General features: G+C 68.8%; 14 protein-coding genes. 4 read left to right on the forward strand and 10 right to left on the reverse strand.

Going from position 1 to position 14,288, the window contains the following annotated elements:
* The first annotated feature begins 169 nt into the window (after window positions 1-169).
* Window positions 170-2,266: a peptidylprolyl isomerase gene (locus ABJF88_04510; protein ID MEP0546171.1), complete on the forward strand. Its 2,097-nt coding sequence runs from the start codon at window positions 170-172 to the stop codon at window positions 2,264-2,266.
* Between the two features lie 84 nt (window positions 2,267-2,350).
* Here the strand turns inward: ABJF88_04510 and dapF are convergent, their stop codons facing one another.
* Window positions 2,351-3,196, reverse strand: a complete 846-nt coding sequence (dapF, locus tag ABJF88_04515; GenBank protein MEP0546172.1) for a diaminopimelate epimerase — start codon at window positions 3,194-3,196, stop codon at window positions 2,351-2,353.
* A 149-nt stretch (window positions 3,197-3,345) separates the two neighbouring features.
* Between dapF and ABJF88_04520 the strand changes: the two genes are divergently transcribed.
* Window positions 3,346-4,305, forward strand: a complete 960-nt coding sequence (locus ABJF88_04520; protein MEP0546173.1) for a PhoH family protein — start codon at window positions 3,346-3,348, stop codon at window positions 4,303-4,305.
* Window positions 4,302-5,096 carry an MBL fold metallo-hydrolase gene (locus ABJF88_04525; GenBank protein MEP0546174.1) on the forward strand — a complete coding sequence of 265 codons (795 nt, stop codon included), beginning with the start codon at window positions 4,302-4,304 and terminating at the stop codon, window positions 5,094-5,096. The genes ABJF88_04520 and ABJF88_04525 overlap by 4 nt, the downstream gene beginning before the upstream one ends.
* A gap of 67 nt (window positions 5,097-5,163) precedes the next feature.
* Here ABJF88_04525 and ABJF88_04530 read toward each other — a convergent pair whose 3' ends face one another.
* The 9 genes from ABJF88_04530 to panC all read right to left on the reverse strand — a co-directional run bounded on the left by ABJF88_04530 (window position 5,164) and on the right by panC (window position 12,764).
* A complete protein-coding gene (locus ABJF88_04530; protein MEP0546175.1) occupies window positions 5,164-5,817 on the reverse strand; it encodes a CoA pyrophosphatase in 654 nt (217 codons plus the stop codon).
* Window positions 5,814-6,608, reverse strand: coding sequence for an SDR family NAD(P)-dependent oxidoreductase (locus ABJF88_04535; GenBank protein MEP0546176.1), 795 nt, complete (start codon window positions 6,606-6,608; stop codon window positions 5,814-5,816). Before ABJF88_04535 ends, ABJF88_04530 begins: the two co-directional genes overlap by 4 nt.
* Window positions 6,605-7,465 carry a 3-hydroxybutyryl-CoA dehydrogenase gene (locus ABJF88_04540; GenBank protein MEP0546177.1) on the reverse strand — a complete coding sequence of 287 codons (861 nt, stop codon included), beginning with the start codon at window positions 7,463-7,465 and terminating at the stop codon, window positions 6,605-6,607. Before ABJF88_04540 ends, ABJF88_04535 begins: the two co-directional genes overlap by 4 nt.
* A gap of 19 nt (window positions 7,466-7,484) precedes the next feature.
* Window positions 7,485-8,093, reverse strand: a complete 609-nt coding sequence (locus ABJF88_04545) for a porin family protein (protein MEP0546178.1) — start codon at window positions 8,091-8,093, stop codon at window positions 7,485-7,487.
* A 46-nt stretch (window positions 8,094-8,139) separates the two neighbouring features.
* Window positions 8,140-8,796: an outer membrane beta-barrel protein gene (locus ABJF88_04550; protein MEP0546179.1), complete on the reverse strand. Its 657-nt coding sequence runs from the start codon at window positions 8,794-8,796 to the stop codon at window positions 8,140-8,142.
* A gap of 37 nt (window positions 8,797-8,833) precedes the next feature.
* The gene (locus ABJF88_04555) at window positions 8,834-10,036 is read right to left on the reverse strand and encodes a WG repeat-containing protein (protein ID MEP0546180.1); all 1,203 of its coding nucleotides are present in this window, start codon (window positions 10,034-10,036) and stop codon (window positions 8,834-8,836) included.
* A gap of 7 nt (window positions 10,037-10,043) precedes the next feature.
* On the reverse strand, window positions 10,044-11,219 hold the full coding sequence (locus ABJF88_04560) for a thiolase family protein (GenBank protein MEP0546181.1): 1,176 nt from the start codon (window positions 11,217-11,219) through the stop codon (window positions 10,044-10,046).
* A gap of 232 nt (window positions 11,220-11,451) precedes the next feature.
* Window positions 11,452-11,868: an aspartate 1-decarboxylase gene (gene panD, locus ABJF88_04565; protein ID MEP0546182.1), complete on the reverse strand. Its 417-nt coding sequence runs from the start codon at window positions 11,866-11,868 to the stop codon at window positions 11,452-11,454.
* 29 nt (window positions 11,869-11,897) lie between these two features.
* Window positions 11,898-12,764, reverse strand: a complete 867-nt coding sequence (panC, locus tag ABJF88_04570; protein MEP0546183.1) for a pantoate--beta-alanine ligase — start codon at window positions 12,762-12,764, stop codon at window positions 11,898-11,900.
* A 129-nt stretch (window positions 12,765-12,893) separates the two neighbouring features.
* On the opposite strand from panC, the gene ABJF88_04575 reads away from it, so the two are divergent.
* Window positions 12,894-14,279, forward strand: coding sequence for a class II fumarate hydratase (locus tag ABJF88_04575; GenBank protein MEP0546184.1), 1,386 nt, complete (start codon window positions 12,894-12,896; stop codon window positions 14,277-14,279).
* Window positions 14,280-14,288 lie beyond the last annotated feature (9 nt).

Consider the following 14,288-nt stretch of genomic DNA (forward strand, 5'->3'; position numbering starts at 1 on the left):
AGAAAAATACCTTTATGGCGCAGGGCAATCGTGCTATCCTCCGGTCCGTTGATACCGGTACCCTTCGGGGGCCGGTTTTTTTAGCATCGTCTGGCAGGGAGCGACGCGCCGACGGGACGCCTCGCGATCCGGCGCGCCTCCTCCGCAGACAAAAAACGAGCAGGCCAGTATGGGCGTAATGACCAAGATGCGGGAGAGCACCGGAGTCGTTCTCTGGATTCTCGTCCTCGCGTTCGGTGGACTCTGGGTACTTCAGGATTCGGGAGCCCTCGACAACATCGGGTTCCAGCAGCGGCAGAACATCGCGATCGTCGATGGCGAGCCGATCACCTACCAGGAGTACACGCAGGCGCTCGAGCAGGAAGTTCGGGCGTACCAGCAGCGTAGCGGCGAGCCCGCCTCGCAGGCCGTCCGCGACCAGTACGCCGACGTGATCTACGACCGCCTCATCGAGAACCGGCTCCGCGAGCGCGAGATGGACCGGCTCGGCATCACCGTCACCGACGCCGAGGTCCGCGCCATGTTCATGGGGGCGAACCCCGACCCCATCGTCGCCCAGCTCTTCCCCGACGGCCAGGGCGGGATCAACCGCGCCCAGCTCCAGAGCGTCGTCGACAACCCCGAGGCCACGGCCGACCTCATCGCGATCGAGGACTACCTCCGCGCCAAGCGCCGCGCCGAGAAGCTCAACGCCCTCCTCGGCGCCGCCATCCGCGTCACCGACGCCGAGATCAACGCCGAGTTCGTCCGCCGCAACCAGACGGCGCAGGGGCAGTACGTCGCCCTCCGCTACGCCGACATCTCGGACAGCACCGTCGCCGTGACCGACCGCGACCTCCAGGCGTTCTACGACGACAACCGCGAGGAATTTGCCCGCGAGCGGACGGCCACCATCGACTTCGTCGCGCTCTCGCAGGAGCCCAGCGCCGAGGACTCGGCCTCCGTGATCAACGAGCTCCGCGAGCTCCGCTCCAGCTTCGCCGCCGCCACCGACGACTCGATGTTCGTCGCGCAGAACTTCTCGCTCATCCCCTACACCGGCGAGTACGTGAACGCGGGCAGCATCGCACCGGAAGTCGCCGAAGCCGTGTTCTCTGACCCGACCGAAGGCCGCATCGTCGGCCCCGTGCTCGTGGGTGACGAGGCGCAGCTCGTGAAGATCACTGGCGTCCGCGAGGCCGTGGCGCCCGCCGTCCGCGCCCGCCACATCCTCATCGGCCAGCGCGGCGATCCAGAGGAGGAGCGGGCCGCGCAGCGCCAGCAGGCCCTCGACATCCAAAGCCGAATCGCGGCGGGCGAGAGCTTCGAGACGCTCGCGCGCCAGTACTCGCAGGACCCCGGCAGCGCGAGCCGCGGCGGCGACCTCGGGTGGTTCGGCCGCGAGCAGATGGTCGCGCCGTTCGCCGAAGCCGCCTTCTCCGCGAACGTCGGCGAGGTCGTCGGGCCGGTCGAGACCGAGTTCGGCTACCACCTCATCCGCGTGACCGAGCGCGCCGAGCGCGAAGTCCAGCTCGCCCAGGTCGCCCAGACGGTCGGGACCACGTCCGCCACGCTGCGGAAGGTCCGTGACAAGGCCGACGACCTGAAGTACTTCACCGAGGAAGGGGGCGACTTCGCCGCCGAAGCCGAGCGCCAGAGCCTCGGCCTCCAGCAGGCCGTCGTGCAGGGCGATCAGCAGTTCATCCCCGGCCTCGGCAACAGCCGCGCCGTGCGCAGCTTCATCCAGCGCGCCGAGCCCGGCGCCATCTCCGACGTGATCGACACGGGCACAGCGTTCGTCGTCATCCGCGTGACGGACGTGCAGCCCGAGGGCTACCGCTCGTTCGACGAGGTCCGCGCCGAGATCGAGCCGCGCGTGCTCCGCGAGAAGAAGCAGGCCATCCAAACCGCCAAGCTCGAAGAAGCCCTCGCCTCGGGCGGCTTCGACCAGCTCGCGGCGAACGTCGGTGCGCCCGTCCGCAACACGCAGGCCATCAGGATGACGCAGCTCGTCGTGCCGGGCCTCGGGCGCGAGCCGGTCTTCGTCGGCACGCTGATGGGTCTCGACGAGGGCGAGACCTCGCGAGCCGTCGCGGGCGAGAACGCCGCCTTCGTGATCAAGTCTACGAGCGTGACCCCGGCCGACCCGTCTGCGATGTCCGCCGACCAGCGCCAGCAGCTCCGCACCGAGCTGCTGAACCAGCAGCGCCAGCGCGTGCAGAACCAGTGGCTCCAGAAGCTCCGCGACGCGGCGGAGATCGAGGACCACCGCTCGCTGTTCTTCTGAGGGGTCGAGCGTCCAGGGTCGGGGGTCGGGAGTCCGGTAGAACGCCAACGGACTCCCGACCCCCGACTTCGTACTCCCGACCCGCTACACCTCCAGCGTGCCCTGATACACCGTCTCGGCCGGGCCTTCGAGCCAGAGGTCGCGGACGTGCGCGTGCTCGTTGATCGCGAAGCCGACGCGGAGCGTGCCGCCACGCGCGACGACCTCGACCGTCTCCCCGTCGACGCGGTCCATCAGCCGCGCCACGACGGCCGCCGCGAGCGCGCCGGTGCCGCACGCCAGCGTCTCTGCCTCGACGCCCTTCTCGAACGTGCGGATCTGCACCCGCGCCCCGCCATCGTCTGCCGACGCATCGAGGATCTGGACAAAGTTGACGTTCGCGCCCTCCGGCGCGAGGGCGGGGTCTCGACGGATGCGCGGCCCGATCTTGTCGACGTTCGCCGTCGCCACGTCGCGGACGAACACGACGGTGTGGTCGGTGCCGGTCCAGACGTACGGGACCGAGCCGCCGGCTTCGAGCGCGCGCTCGGCATCGAACCGCTTCGGCGGGGGGACGAAGAGCCGCACCGGCGCGTCGGCGGCGGCGGGCACGGAGACGCGGTACATGCCGTCGTCGGACTGGAACGTGAGCGGCTCGGCGGTGAGCCCGGCGGCGCGGGCGAAGCGGGCGAGGCAGCGCGCGCCGTTGCCGCACATCCCTGCGCGCGAGCCGTCCGGATTGTGGTAGTCCATCCGGTAGTCGACGCCATCCTCCTCGGCGGGGCTGAGCGCGAGCAGGCCGTCCGCGCCGACGCCGAAGCGGCGCGGGCAGAACCGCCGCGCGAGGTCGGCGAGCTCGTCGCGGGTGAAGTGGAGGAACCGGTTGTCGACGACGATGAAGTCGTTGCCGGCCCCGTGCATCTTCGTGAACGGGACGACGAGATTGGGCATGAGGAGTGCGGGTGCGGTGAGAGGGATGGGTTAAGTTAGCAGTGACCGCCCCCCGCTGCCTTCGCCGCGCCTCCTCAGAATCCGGGGAGCCTCCGCCGCCGACGGGCATTCAACCCGCCCCTCCCCTCCACTCCACGCTTCCCATTCGTTTGGCTGAAAAGACCCTGACCATCGAGGGCGTCGAGCCGCTCCTGTTGTTCGGCTTCAACGACACCTACCTCCGCAAGATCGAAGCCGCCTTCGCGGACACCCGCATCACCGCGCGCGGCCACCAGCTCATCCTCCGCGGCGACGACGACGCAATCCAGCGCATCGAGCAGATCCTCACCGAGCTGACCCGCGTGCTCACGCGCAACGGCAACCTCACCGAGCGCGACATCGATACGGTCCTCGACCTCACGATGGTCAGCAACCGGATCCCGCGCGCCGACACCGCCGACGTCATCCTCTTCACGCCGACGGGCGGCGTCGTCAAGGCCAAGACGCCGGGGCAGGTCCGCCTCGTCGCGGCGGCGCGGCGGAACGACATCGCGTTCGCGATCGGCCCGGCGGGCACGGGGAAGACGTACACCGCCGTCGCCCTCGCCGTCTCCGCGCTGAAGAGCCACCAGGTCAAGAAGCTCATCCTGAGCCGCCCCGCCGTCGAGGCCGGCGAGAGCCTCGGCTTCCTCCCCGGCGACTTCCGCGAGAAGATCGACCCCTATCTCCGGCCGCTCTACGACGCGCTCGAGGACATGATCCGCCACGAGAAGCTCGCTGCCTACCTCGACCAGAACACCGTCGAGATCGTCCCGCTCGCCTACATGCGCGGGCGCACGCTGAGCAACGCGTTCGTGATTCTCGACGAGGCGCAGAACGCGACGGCCGCGCAGATGAAGATGTTTCTGACCCGGCTCGGCCCCGGCTCCCGCTGCATCATCACCGGCGACGTGACGCAGACCGACCTCCCGCGCACGGCCGACAGCGGGCTCGTCCAGGCGACGCGAATTCTGCAAGGCGTCGAGGGCATCGACTTCGTCGAGTTCGACAAGGGCGACGTGGTCCGGCACCGGCTCGTGAAGGACATCATCGAGGCCTACGAGAAGCACACCGAGCAGGAGGCGGCGTGATCCCGTACGGCGACCTCCGCATCCACCCGCTCCCCGAGGGCCGGTTCACCGTCGGCGTGGACAAGCGGTTCGTGCCGCACACGGACGGCGAACCGTTCCCAAAAGGGACGCTGTTCATCTCCGTCACCCCGTTCCTCGTCGAGACGCCAAGCGAACTGCTGCTGCTCGACACCGGGCTCGGCGAGTACGCCGTGGGCCGCGACGCGACGTTCCTCGTCGACGGCATCCGCCGGGCTGGCTTCGAGCGGGAGGACGTGACGCGCGTGCTCCTCTCCCACCTCCACTTCGACCACAGCGGCGGCGCCGTCCTCTCCGCCGGCGGCTTCGACCAGCCGACGTTCCCCAACGCGGTCCACGTCGTGCAGCGCGGCGAGATCGACGCGCCGTATGAGGGCGTATCGGAGGAGGCGCGGGACCGGGTGATCCACGCGCTGGAAACGGCCGGCCAACTCGTCACCGTCGAGGGCGACGGGTTTCTCACAGACGAGATCGAGTACCGCCACACGGGCGGGCACTCGCGCGATCACCAGATCTTCCGGCTCCACACGGGCGGGCGCATCGCCGTCTTCGGCGGCGACGTGGTGCCGAGCCCCGGCCACCTCCGCCGCCGCTTCCGCGCGAAGTACGATTACGACGCCGAGCGTTCGCTCGTGGAGCGGACGAGGATCATCGAAGAGGCGGCCGACCACGGGCACCTCCTCCTCCTCTACCACTCGCCCGAAGAGCCCGCCGCCCACGTCAGCGACCTCGGCGGCCCGCAGGGCTACCTCGTCGAGCAAGTGATGGGGTAGGAGCCGACGATGTGGGAGTCGATGAGGCTACGCATCGAAGAGCCGACGCGTCTTTTGTCCCCTCGACTCATCGACTCCCCAACTCATCGCCTCCTTCCACGACGGCGAGGAGTTCGGATAGCATCATCGCCGTCGCGCCCCAGATCTCGAAGTCTCCGAAGGCGAAGTACGGGATCTCGATCTCCCGCCCGCCCAGCGTCCACAGCGCCGACGTGCGCGCGTCCGTGTCGAGGAGAGCCGGGAGCGGGACTTCGATGATGAGGTCCACCTCCTCCTCCTGCGGCCGAAAAAAGGGCCGCTCCGGGAGCGCGGCGACGACGGGCGTGACGGTGAAGTCCGACGGCGGGATGTAGAGGTCCGTGAGCGTGCCGAGCACGTCGACGGCGCCGCGGTCCACGCCGACCTCTTCCCACCCTTCTCGGAGCGCGGCTTCCACCGGCGTCTCGCCCGGCTCGATCCGGCCGCCGGGGAACGAGATCTGGCCGCTGTGCGCCTTCAGGTCCTCGTGCCGCTGCGTGAGCACGACGGCCACAGTTCCGTCGAATGGGTAGAGCAGGGCGAGTACGGCGGCGCGGCGGGCGTTGCGCTGCGCCTCGTGCCACTGGTCCGGCTCGCCGCGTTGCGGTGGCGACATGCGGAGCTGCGCGGCGAGCCCCGGCAGCGGATGCTGGAGCCGGGCGCGCAGCGCCGTGGCGAGGTCCGAGAGCGGCGGCAGCGTCACCCCTGATCCCGGTCCACGACCGCGTCGCGTTGGATGAGCGTCGGAGAGGACTGTGCCGTCGGCGTCACGATCATCTCGGCGATGTTGACGTGCGGAGGGCGGCCCGCGCAATACACCACCGCGTCGGCGATGTCCTCGGGCTGGAGCGGTGTCGTCGTGTTGTAGACGGGGTCCGCCCGCTCCTTGTCGCCGTCGAAGCGGACGAGCGAGAAATCGGTCTCGACGAGGCCGGGGTCGACGGTCGAGACGCGGATCGGGGTGCCGTGGAGGTCGACCTTCAGCCCTTGCGTGATCGCGCCGACGGCGTGCTTCGTCGCGCAGTAGACGACGCCACCCCCGTAAACGCCGTGCCCCGCCGTCGAGCCGATGTTGACGACGTGGCCGCACCCGCGCGCGAGCATCCCCGGCACGACGGCGGCGGTGACGTAGAGCAGCCCCTTCACGTTCGTGTCCACCATCGCGTCGATCTGGTCCGGCGTGTTCTCCCACACAGGCGCGAGGCCCTTCGCGAGCCCCGCGTTGTTCACGAGCACGTCAATGGTCTGCCACTCCTCGGGCAGTCCATCGATCGCCGCCTTCACGGCATCCGCGTCGCGCACGTCGAGCACGAGCGGGTACGTCTCGGCGCGGTGGTGCATTTGGAACTGCGCGACCATCCGCTTGAGCAGGCGCTCGCGGCGGGCGCAAAGGATCACGCGCGAGCCGACGCGGGCGAACGCCTCGGCGCAGGCCGCGCCAATGCCGGCGGAGGCGCCGGTGATGAGGACGGTGGCGTTACGGAGGTTCTTCATGAGGTCGCGTAGTCGTAGAACCCACGGCCGGACTTGCGGCCGAGGCGGCCCGCCGTCACCATCTTCCGCAGGAGCGGGCACGGACGGTACTTCGAGTCGCCGAGTTCGCGGTGGAGCACTTCCATGATCGAGAGGCACACGTCGAGGCCGATGAAGTCGGCGAGCGTCAGCGGCCCCATCGGGTGCGCCATGCCGAGCTTCATCACCGTGTCGATGTCCTCGGGCTCGGCGACGCCCTCCATCACGCAGTAGATCGCCTCGTTGATCATCGGCATCAAGATGCGGTTCGAGACGAAGCCGGCGTAGTCGTTGACCTCGACGGGGGTCTTGCCGAGCTTCTGCGAGAGGTCGTAGACGGCCTGGAACGTCGCGTCGGAGGTTTCGAGCCCGCGCACGATCTCGACGAGCTTCATCACCGGCACCGGGTTGAAGAAGTGCATCCCGATCACCTGCGTCGGTCGCCCCGTCTCGGCCGCGATCTGCGTGATCGAGATCGACGACGTGTTGGAGGCGAGGATGCACGACGGCTTCGTGGCCGCGTCGAGCGCGCGGAAGATCTCGGCCTTGATCGCCGGGTTCTCCGTCGCCGCTTCGACGACGAGGTCGGCCTGCGCAACGTCTTTGGCGAGGTCGGTCGCGCAGCGGATTCGCGCGAGCGTCGCGACCTGCTCCTGCTCGGTGATCTGCTCTTTCTTGACCTGGCGACCGAGGTTCTTCTCGATCTGTGCGAGGCCCGCGTCGAGGCGGCTCTGGTCTACGTCGATGAGGGTAACGTCGTGGCCGGCGAGGACGAAGACGTGGGCGATGCCGTTGCCCATCGTGCCGGCGCCGATGACGGCGATGTGGTTGATGCTCATGAGTGATGCGTGTTAGCGATTAAAAAGAGAGGCCGAGGCGGAGGTCGAACGTGCGGTTGCGCACCTGTTCGTCGCCTCCGAAGAAGGTGTAGGCGGGCGTGATGTCGCCGTTGTAGCGAAGCTCTGCGATCAGCGGCACGGGCAGCAACCGCGCGAAGTCGAGGCCGATGCCTGCCGCCACCCCGAGCACGAGGGGGCTGAAACTGCGGGAGAGAAACACGGAGGGCTCGTCCGAATCGGCCGAGGCTTCCTCGAAGCTGAACGTTTCCCCGAGGAACAGATCAGCGCGCGGCCCGGCGAACGCGAACAGACGGAGTCCGCCGTCGCCGAGCGTGTTCGCGTACTGAGGGGCGGCGAGCAGGAAAATGTAATTGAAGCGGGAGTCGAACTCGCCGCGGGCTGCCTCGCTGAAGTCTTCGCCGCGGCTCCCCTTCGCATGGTATCCGATCTCTCCTAGGAAATCCATGGTCCCCGAGAGCGGCGACGTGACGAAGAAGCTGCCGGTGGCTCCCCACCGCGCATCGCCCGACCCACGGTTGTGCAATTCTGCGGCCGTGACTCCGAGTTTCACCCCGTAGCCTAGCCGCTCTTGCGCCTGCGCGGGTTGAAGGCCGACCGCGAACAGCAAGAGCAGAGCATAGCGTCGAAATGCCATCATACGTGGAGCGATCAGATCAGAAAGAGAGGCCGGCGCGGAGGCTGAACGTACGGAAACGAGAATCACCGTTCCGTAAACTCCGGGCCGGTGTCACGTCGGCATCGTAGCGCAGTTCGATCAGGAGAGGCATTGATACCGCATCCGCCAGATCGAGGCCTATGCCTGCAGAAACCCCGAAGACGATGGACTCGAACCCGGGCGTGTCAAACGGAAGCTCTACCGTCTCCCGCTCACCATCGACCGTCGCCACCACCCGCTCGGCGGCGAGCAGGTCGAGCCGTGGCCCGAGAAAGGCGTAGAACCGAAGTCCACCCGAACCCAACGTGGCGGCGTATTGCGGAGCGATCAAGAGCGAAGCGTAATCGTATTGGAAATCGGCATCGGTGAACCGCCGGGTATTATTCTCATCCCTGAACTCGCCTGCCTCATAGCCTTTCCGGTAGTAGTCGGCTGCCACGAGCGCGCGCCACGCGCCGCGTACAGGGACGGCGGCGAAGACGCCGGCGTTCAGCCCGAAACGGCTTTCGAGTCCTCCCCCATTCGTCCCATTGGAGAAACGGAGTTCGGCGGAGGTGGCGCCGAGCTTGAGCCCGAAGCGAGCGCCGTCCTGCGCCTGAACCGGCCACGCAGCGCACGCGAGCAGCAGAAGGGTAGTGATGCGAGCGATGCTCATAGGAGGTGCGGGGGTTGGGGGAGACACAGCATGGCGGCTAGCGGGGCGGCGTCGCGGGCTGACTCCACACGAACGCGCCGTCAGGGTCGATGTAACCCTCGCGGTCGCCGTCACGGACGAAGGCGAGGCCGTCGCGGAACGAGCGGGCGTAGTCGTAGCGGAGCGGGATCACTTCGGCGCCGTCGGCATCGACGAAGCCGAACTGCCCGCCGCGTTGCACGAGGGCGCGGCCGTCGGAGAACTCGGAGGCGAAGTCGTACTGCGCGGGGACGATAACGCGCCCATCGCGGTCGACGAACCCCCACTGCCCGGCGCGGCGGACGGGCGCACGGGCTTCGCTGAACGCCCCGGCGCGACCGAACTGCGGCGGAATGACGAGCGCCCCCGTCGTGTCGATGTAGCCGTACCGGTCGTCGAGCACGACGGCGGCGCGGCCTTCGGAAAAGCCGGAAGCCCAGCGGAATTGCGGCGCGATGGCGACGCGGCCTTCGGTGTCGAGATAGCCCCACCGACGCGCTCGGAACGGCCACGTGCCTACGTTCTGCGCGAAGGGGAGCCGCCCATCGACGAGGCCGAGCACGTTGAGCGCGTTCTCCACCCGGAACGCCATGTCGCCCCCAGCCCCGACGACCTCCCATCCCCCCTCGTCCTGCAACGTCACGCCGAGGAACGCGAGCGCGGACAGCCCGAGCGGGACGTAGCTCCGCGTCCGCATCCGCACGACGGGGGCGAGCGTGCTGTCGCCCGACCGCCCGAAGTCCCGTGCGCGGGATAGCGTCGCGGGCACGATCACGGTGCCGTCGGTGGCGATGAAAGCTTCGAGCAGGCGGGCCTCCGCCGTCGCGGCATCGCTCCCCAACTCGGCGCCCGCCGTCGGGAGGACGACGCGGGCGCGGCCTTCGGCGAAGTCGAACGCTTGCCGATAGACCGGCGAGAGGACGACTGCACCTGCGGGGTCGATGTAGCCGTACCGCCCATCAATTTCGACGCGCGCGAGGCCTTCGGCGAAAGCGTACGCCCCGTCGAACTGCGGCTCGATCACGACCTCCCCCGCCCGGTCGATGTAGCCCCACCGCCCGCGCACGGCGATGGGGAAGCGGTCCGCGCCCGCCGCGACTTGCTCGGCGGGCACCGGAGCCGGCAGCCGATCGGCTACCTCGGGCGGCACCCCGATCGGGACGGCCGTGCAGCCGGCGGCGGCGACAAGCGCGAGCAGGAAAAGCGAGCGCAGCAGACGCATGCCAGGCCTACGGGCGCTCGACGATGAGGGCCGTCGCTTCGCCACCGCCGATGCAGATGGCGGCGAGGCCGCGCTTGGCGTCGCGCTGCTCCATCGCGTAGAGCAGCGTCGTGAGAATGCGCGCGCCGGAGGCGCCGATGGGGTGGCCGATCGCGACGGAGCCGCCGTTCACGTTCAGCTTCTCCGTCGGAATCCCGAGCGCGTCCTGCGCCGCGAGGCTCACGACGGCGAACGCCTCGTTCACCTCGAAGAGGTCGATGTCGTCGATCGTGAGGCCGGTCTTTTCGAGCACCTTTTCGGTGGCCTGGATCGGCGCGGTCGTGAACTCGACGGGCGGCTTGGCGTGCTGCGCGGACGCGACGATGCGGGCGAGCGGCTTGAGGCTGTGCTCTTTCGCCCAGTCCTCGTCGGCGATGAGGAGCGCGGCGGCGCCGTCGTTGATCGTCGAAGCGTTCGCGGCGGTGACCGTGCCGCCGTCGCGCGTGAAGACCGGCCGGAGCGTCGGGATCTTATCGAAGTTGGTGCGGAACGGCTCCTCGTCCTTGTCGACGACGGTATCGCCCTTGCGGCCCTTGATGGTGACGGGCGCGACTTCGGCGTCGAACCGGCCGCTGTTCACCGACTCCTGCGCGCGCTGATAGCTGAGGACGGAGAACTCGTCCTGCCGCTCGCGCGGGACGTTGCACGTGTCGGCGCAGAGGTCGGCGGCGACTCCCATCGCCTCGCCGCTGTAGGCGTCGGTCAGCCCGTCGTGCTGCATCGCGTCGACGACCTGCCCATTGCCGAAGCCGTAGCCGTAGCGGCCGTTCTGGAGCAGGAACGGCGCCGCCGACATGTTCTCCATCCCGCCCGCGACGACGACCTTCGCGTCGCCCGCGCGGATCGCCTGATCGGCGAGCATGACGGCCTTCATCCCCGAGCCGCAGACCTTGTTGATGGTCATGCACGGCGTCTTGTCCGGCAGCCCGGCCTTGATCGCCGCTTGGCGCGCGGGCGCCTGCCCCACCCCGGCCGTGACGACGCAGCCCATGATCACCTCGTCGACGGCGTCGGGCGCGATACCGGCGCGTTCGAGCGCGGCTTTGATGGCGGTGGCGCCGAGGTCGGGTGCGGATACGTCTTTGAGCGCGCCGCCGAACGAGCCGACGGGCGTGCGGGCAGCGGAGAGGATGACGGAAGCCATGAGTCGATTGGGGATTTCGGAATGGGGATTTGGGATCGGACGCGACCTTTATCGGAGCACCCGTAGCGACGCAACATGTTGCGTCTCCGAACGTGGCACCCCCGGCGAGGCGAGAAGATACCCGGTGCGATCCGGCCAAAAGAGAAGGACGCTAGCCCGAGGCCGCGTCCTTCCGCATTTTTCACCCGCCGACCGCCGATACGTGGGCGAGGGCAGACACACGGGTCTGCCCCTACGTCGTCGCGTTCGTGACGCCGGGGATGTGGGGCTCGGAGATCGGCGTGCCGTCGAGGTCCATGACCTCTTTGGGGTCGTTGTTCTCGTCCACGAGCACGACGCGGGGCCGGTGGCTCTGCGCCTCCTCCGGCGTCATCTCGGCGTAGGCGATCACGATGATCTCGTCGCCGGGGGCGTTGAGGCGGGCGGCGGGGCCGTTGAGGCAGACCGTCCGGCTCCCGCGCTCGGCGGGGATCGTGTACGTCTCGAGGCGGGCACCGTTGTTCACGTTGACGACCTGCACCTTCTCGTAGGGCAGGATCTTCGCCGCCTCCAGCAGCTCGGCGTCGAGCGTGATGGAGCCTTCGTAGTAGAGGTCGGCTTCGGTCACCGTGAGGCGGTGGAGCTTCCCTTTAAAGAGGGTAATCGTCATGGGCGAGCGGTCGACCGGCGCGAGGCCCGTCAGTCGATGGTGAGGAACGTGTTGTCGATCAGGCGGGCGCCGCCGAAGTGGACGGCGAGGGCGGCCAGCGCTTCCTGTCCCGGCCGGAGCCGGTCGATGGGCTGGAGCGTCTCGGTATTCACGACCTCGGCGTATTGCAGCCGCGCGAGGGGCGCCGCCGCGATTTTAACCCGCATCGTGTCTACGAGGGTCGATGCCTGCCGTTCCCCCGCCGCCACCTGCTCCCTGACCGCAGAAAGGGCCTGGGAGAGCACAATGGCTTGCTTCCGCTCTTCTTCACTGAGGTAGCGGTTCCGCGACGAGAGCGCGAGCCCGTCCGCCTCCCGCACCGTATCGAGCCCGACGAGCTCGACGCCGAGGCCCAGGTCGCGCGTCATCCGGCGGAGGATGAGGAACTGCTGCGCGTCCTTCCGCCCGAACACGGCGAGGTGCGGCCGGCACGCGAGGAAGAGCTTGGCTACGACCGTCGTGACGCCGTCAAAGTGGCCGGGGCGGAACGCGCCGCACAAGTGCTCCCCCATCCCCGCGACCGCCACCGTCGTTACGGCGCCGTCGTCGTACATCGCGTCCACCGACGGTGTGAATACGGCGTCGACGCCGCCGCTGGCGCCGAGCGCGTCGAGGTCGGCGTCGAGCGTGCGGGGGTAGGCGTCGAAGTCCTCGCCCGGCCCGAACTGCGTCGGGTTGACGAAGATGGAGACGGTGACGTGCCCCTCCGGCCCGACGCGCTGCCGCGCCTCGTCGACGAGGGCGAGGTGGCCGCGGTGGAGCGCGCCCATCGTCGGGACGAGGGCGAGCGTGCGGCCCGCGCAACGCGCGGCCTCGGCCGCGGCTTGCATGGCGGGAACGGTGCGGACGATGTCCATCGGGGCGGTGGTGGAAGAATGGGAGCGCCGGAATATCGGCAATAACCCCGTACAGCCCCGACCGCGAAACGCGGGCCCAGGGTATCTTCACCGAGTATCACCCGCTCATCCCCCATCCCCTCCGCTTCCATGTCCGATTTCCGTACCGAAAAAGACTCGCTCGGCGAGGTCCGTGTCCCGGCGAACGCGCGCTACGGCGCGCAGACGCAGCGCGCGAAGGAGAACTTCCCCATCTCCGACCTCCGCTTCCCCCGCCGCTTCATCGAGGCGCTCGGGATCGTCAAGAGCGCCGCCGCCCACGCGAACAACCAGCTCGGCCTCCTCCCCGCCGCCAAAGCCCTCGCGATCGCGAAGGCCGCCGAGCGCGTCGCCGACGGCGAGCTCGACGGCGAGTTCGTCCTCGACATCTTCCAGACCGGGAGCGGGACCTCGACGAACATGAACGCCAACGAGGTCATCGCCCACGTCGCCACGAAGGCGCTCGGCGATGCGGTCCACCCCAACGACGACGTGAACATGGGGCAGTCGTCGAACGACGTGATCCCGACGGCGATGCACGTCGCCGCCCGCGTCGGCATCGAGAAATCGCTGATCCCAGCGTTGGAACGGCTCCGCGACGCGCTGAAGCAGAAAGCCGAGGAGTTCGACGACGTGATCAAGAGCGGGCGGACGCACCTCATGGACGCCACGCCGGTCCGGCTCGGGCAGGAGTTCGGCGGCTACGCTTCGCAGGTCGAGCACGGCATCCGGCGGCTCCGCTTCGCGAGCGACGAACTCGCCGAGCTCGCCCTCGGCGGGACGGCCGTCGGGACCGGCATCAACCGGCCCGTGGGCTTCCCGGCGAAGGCGATCGCGAACATCTCCGAGGCGACGGGGCTCGACTTCCGCGAGGCCGAGAACCACTTCGAGGCGCAGTCCGCGAAGGACGCTTACGTCTCGGCGTCGGGCGGGCTCAACACCGTCGCCGTGTCCCTCATGAAGATCGCGAATGACATCCGCCACCTCTCGTCGGGACCGACGAGCGGGCTCGCCGAGATCCAGCTCCCGGCCGTCCAGCCCGGCTCGTCGATCATGCCGGGGAAGGTGAACCCGGTGCTGTCGGAAGCGCTGATGATGGTCGCCGCGCGCGTGATGGGCAACCACACGACGGTGACGGTCGGCGGGCAGCAGGGCAACTTCGAGCTGAACGTGATGATGCCGGTGATGGCCCACGCCCTGCTCGAAAGCATCGAGATCCTCGCGAGCGGCTGCGACGCGTTCCGCGAGAAGTGCCTCGTCGGGATCGAAGCCAACCGCGAGCGCTGCCGCGAGCTGCTCGAAAAGAACCCGTCGATCGCGACGGCGCTCAACGCCTCGATCGGCTACGACGCGGCATCGAAGGTGGCGAAGAAGGCCGCCGCCGAGGGCCGCTCCGTCCGCGACGTGCTCCAAGAGCTCGACCTCATCCCCGCCGACGAGATCGACGCCGTGCTCGACGTGCGCTCGATGACGGAGCCGGGGATTCCGGGGCAATGATTCCGGCGG

This window comes from Rhodothermales bacterium (assembly GCA_039944855.1).
GTDB lineage: Bacteria > Bacteroidota > Rhodothermia > Rhodothermales > JANQRZ01 > JBBSMX01.

Excerpts from the sequence above, each read along its gene's own strand:
- ABJF88_04550 (MEP0546179.1), bottom strand. The coding sequence starts at position 8,796 with ATGAGCATCGCTCGCATCACTACCCTTCTGCTGCTCGCGTGCGCTGCG.
- ABJF88_04510 (MEP0546171.1), top strand. The coding sequence starts at position 170 with ATGGGCGTAATGACCAAGATGCGGGAGAGCACCGGAGTCGTTCTCTGG.
- ABJF88_04535 (MEP0546176.1), bottom strand. The coding sequence starts at position 6,608 with ATGAAGAACCTCCGTAACGCCACCGTCCTCATCACCGGCGCCTCCGCC.
- ABJF88_04575 (MEP0546184.1), top strand. The coding sequence starts at position 12,894 with ATGTCCGATTTCCGTACCGAAAAAGACTCGCTCGGCGAGGTCCGTGTC.
- dapF (MEP0546172.1), bottom strand. The coding sequence starts at position 3,196 with ATGCCCAATCTCGTCGTCCCGTTCACGAAGATGCACGGGGCCGGCAAC.
- ABJF88_04555 (MEP0546180.1), bottom strand. The coding sequence starts at position 10,036 with ATGCGTCTGCTGCGCTCGCTTTTCCTGCTCGCGCTTGTCGCCGCCGCC.
- panC (MEP0546183.1), bottom strand. The coding sequence starts at position 12,764 with ATGGACATCGTCCGCACCGTTCCCGCCATGCAAGCCGCGGCCGAGGCC.
- ABJF88_04540 (MEP0546177.1), bottom strand. The coding sequence starts at position 7,465 with ATGAGCATCAACCACATCGCCGTCATCGGCGCCGGCACGATGGGCAAC.
- ABJF88_04560 (MEP0546181.1), bottom strand. The coding sequence starts at position 11,219 with ATGGCTTCCGTCATCCTCTCCGCTGCCCGCACGCCCGTCGGCTCGTTC.
- panD (MEP0546182.1), bottom strand. The coding sequence starts at position 11,868 with ATGACGATTACCCTCTTTAAAGGGAAGCTCCACCGCCTCACGGTGACC.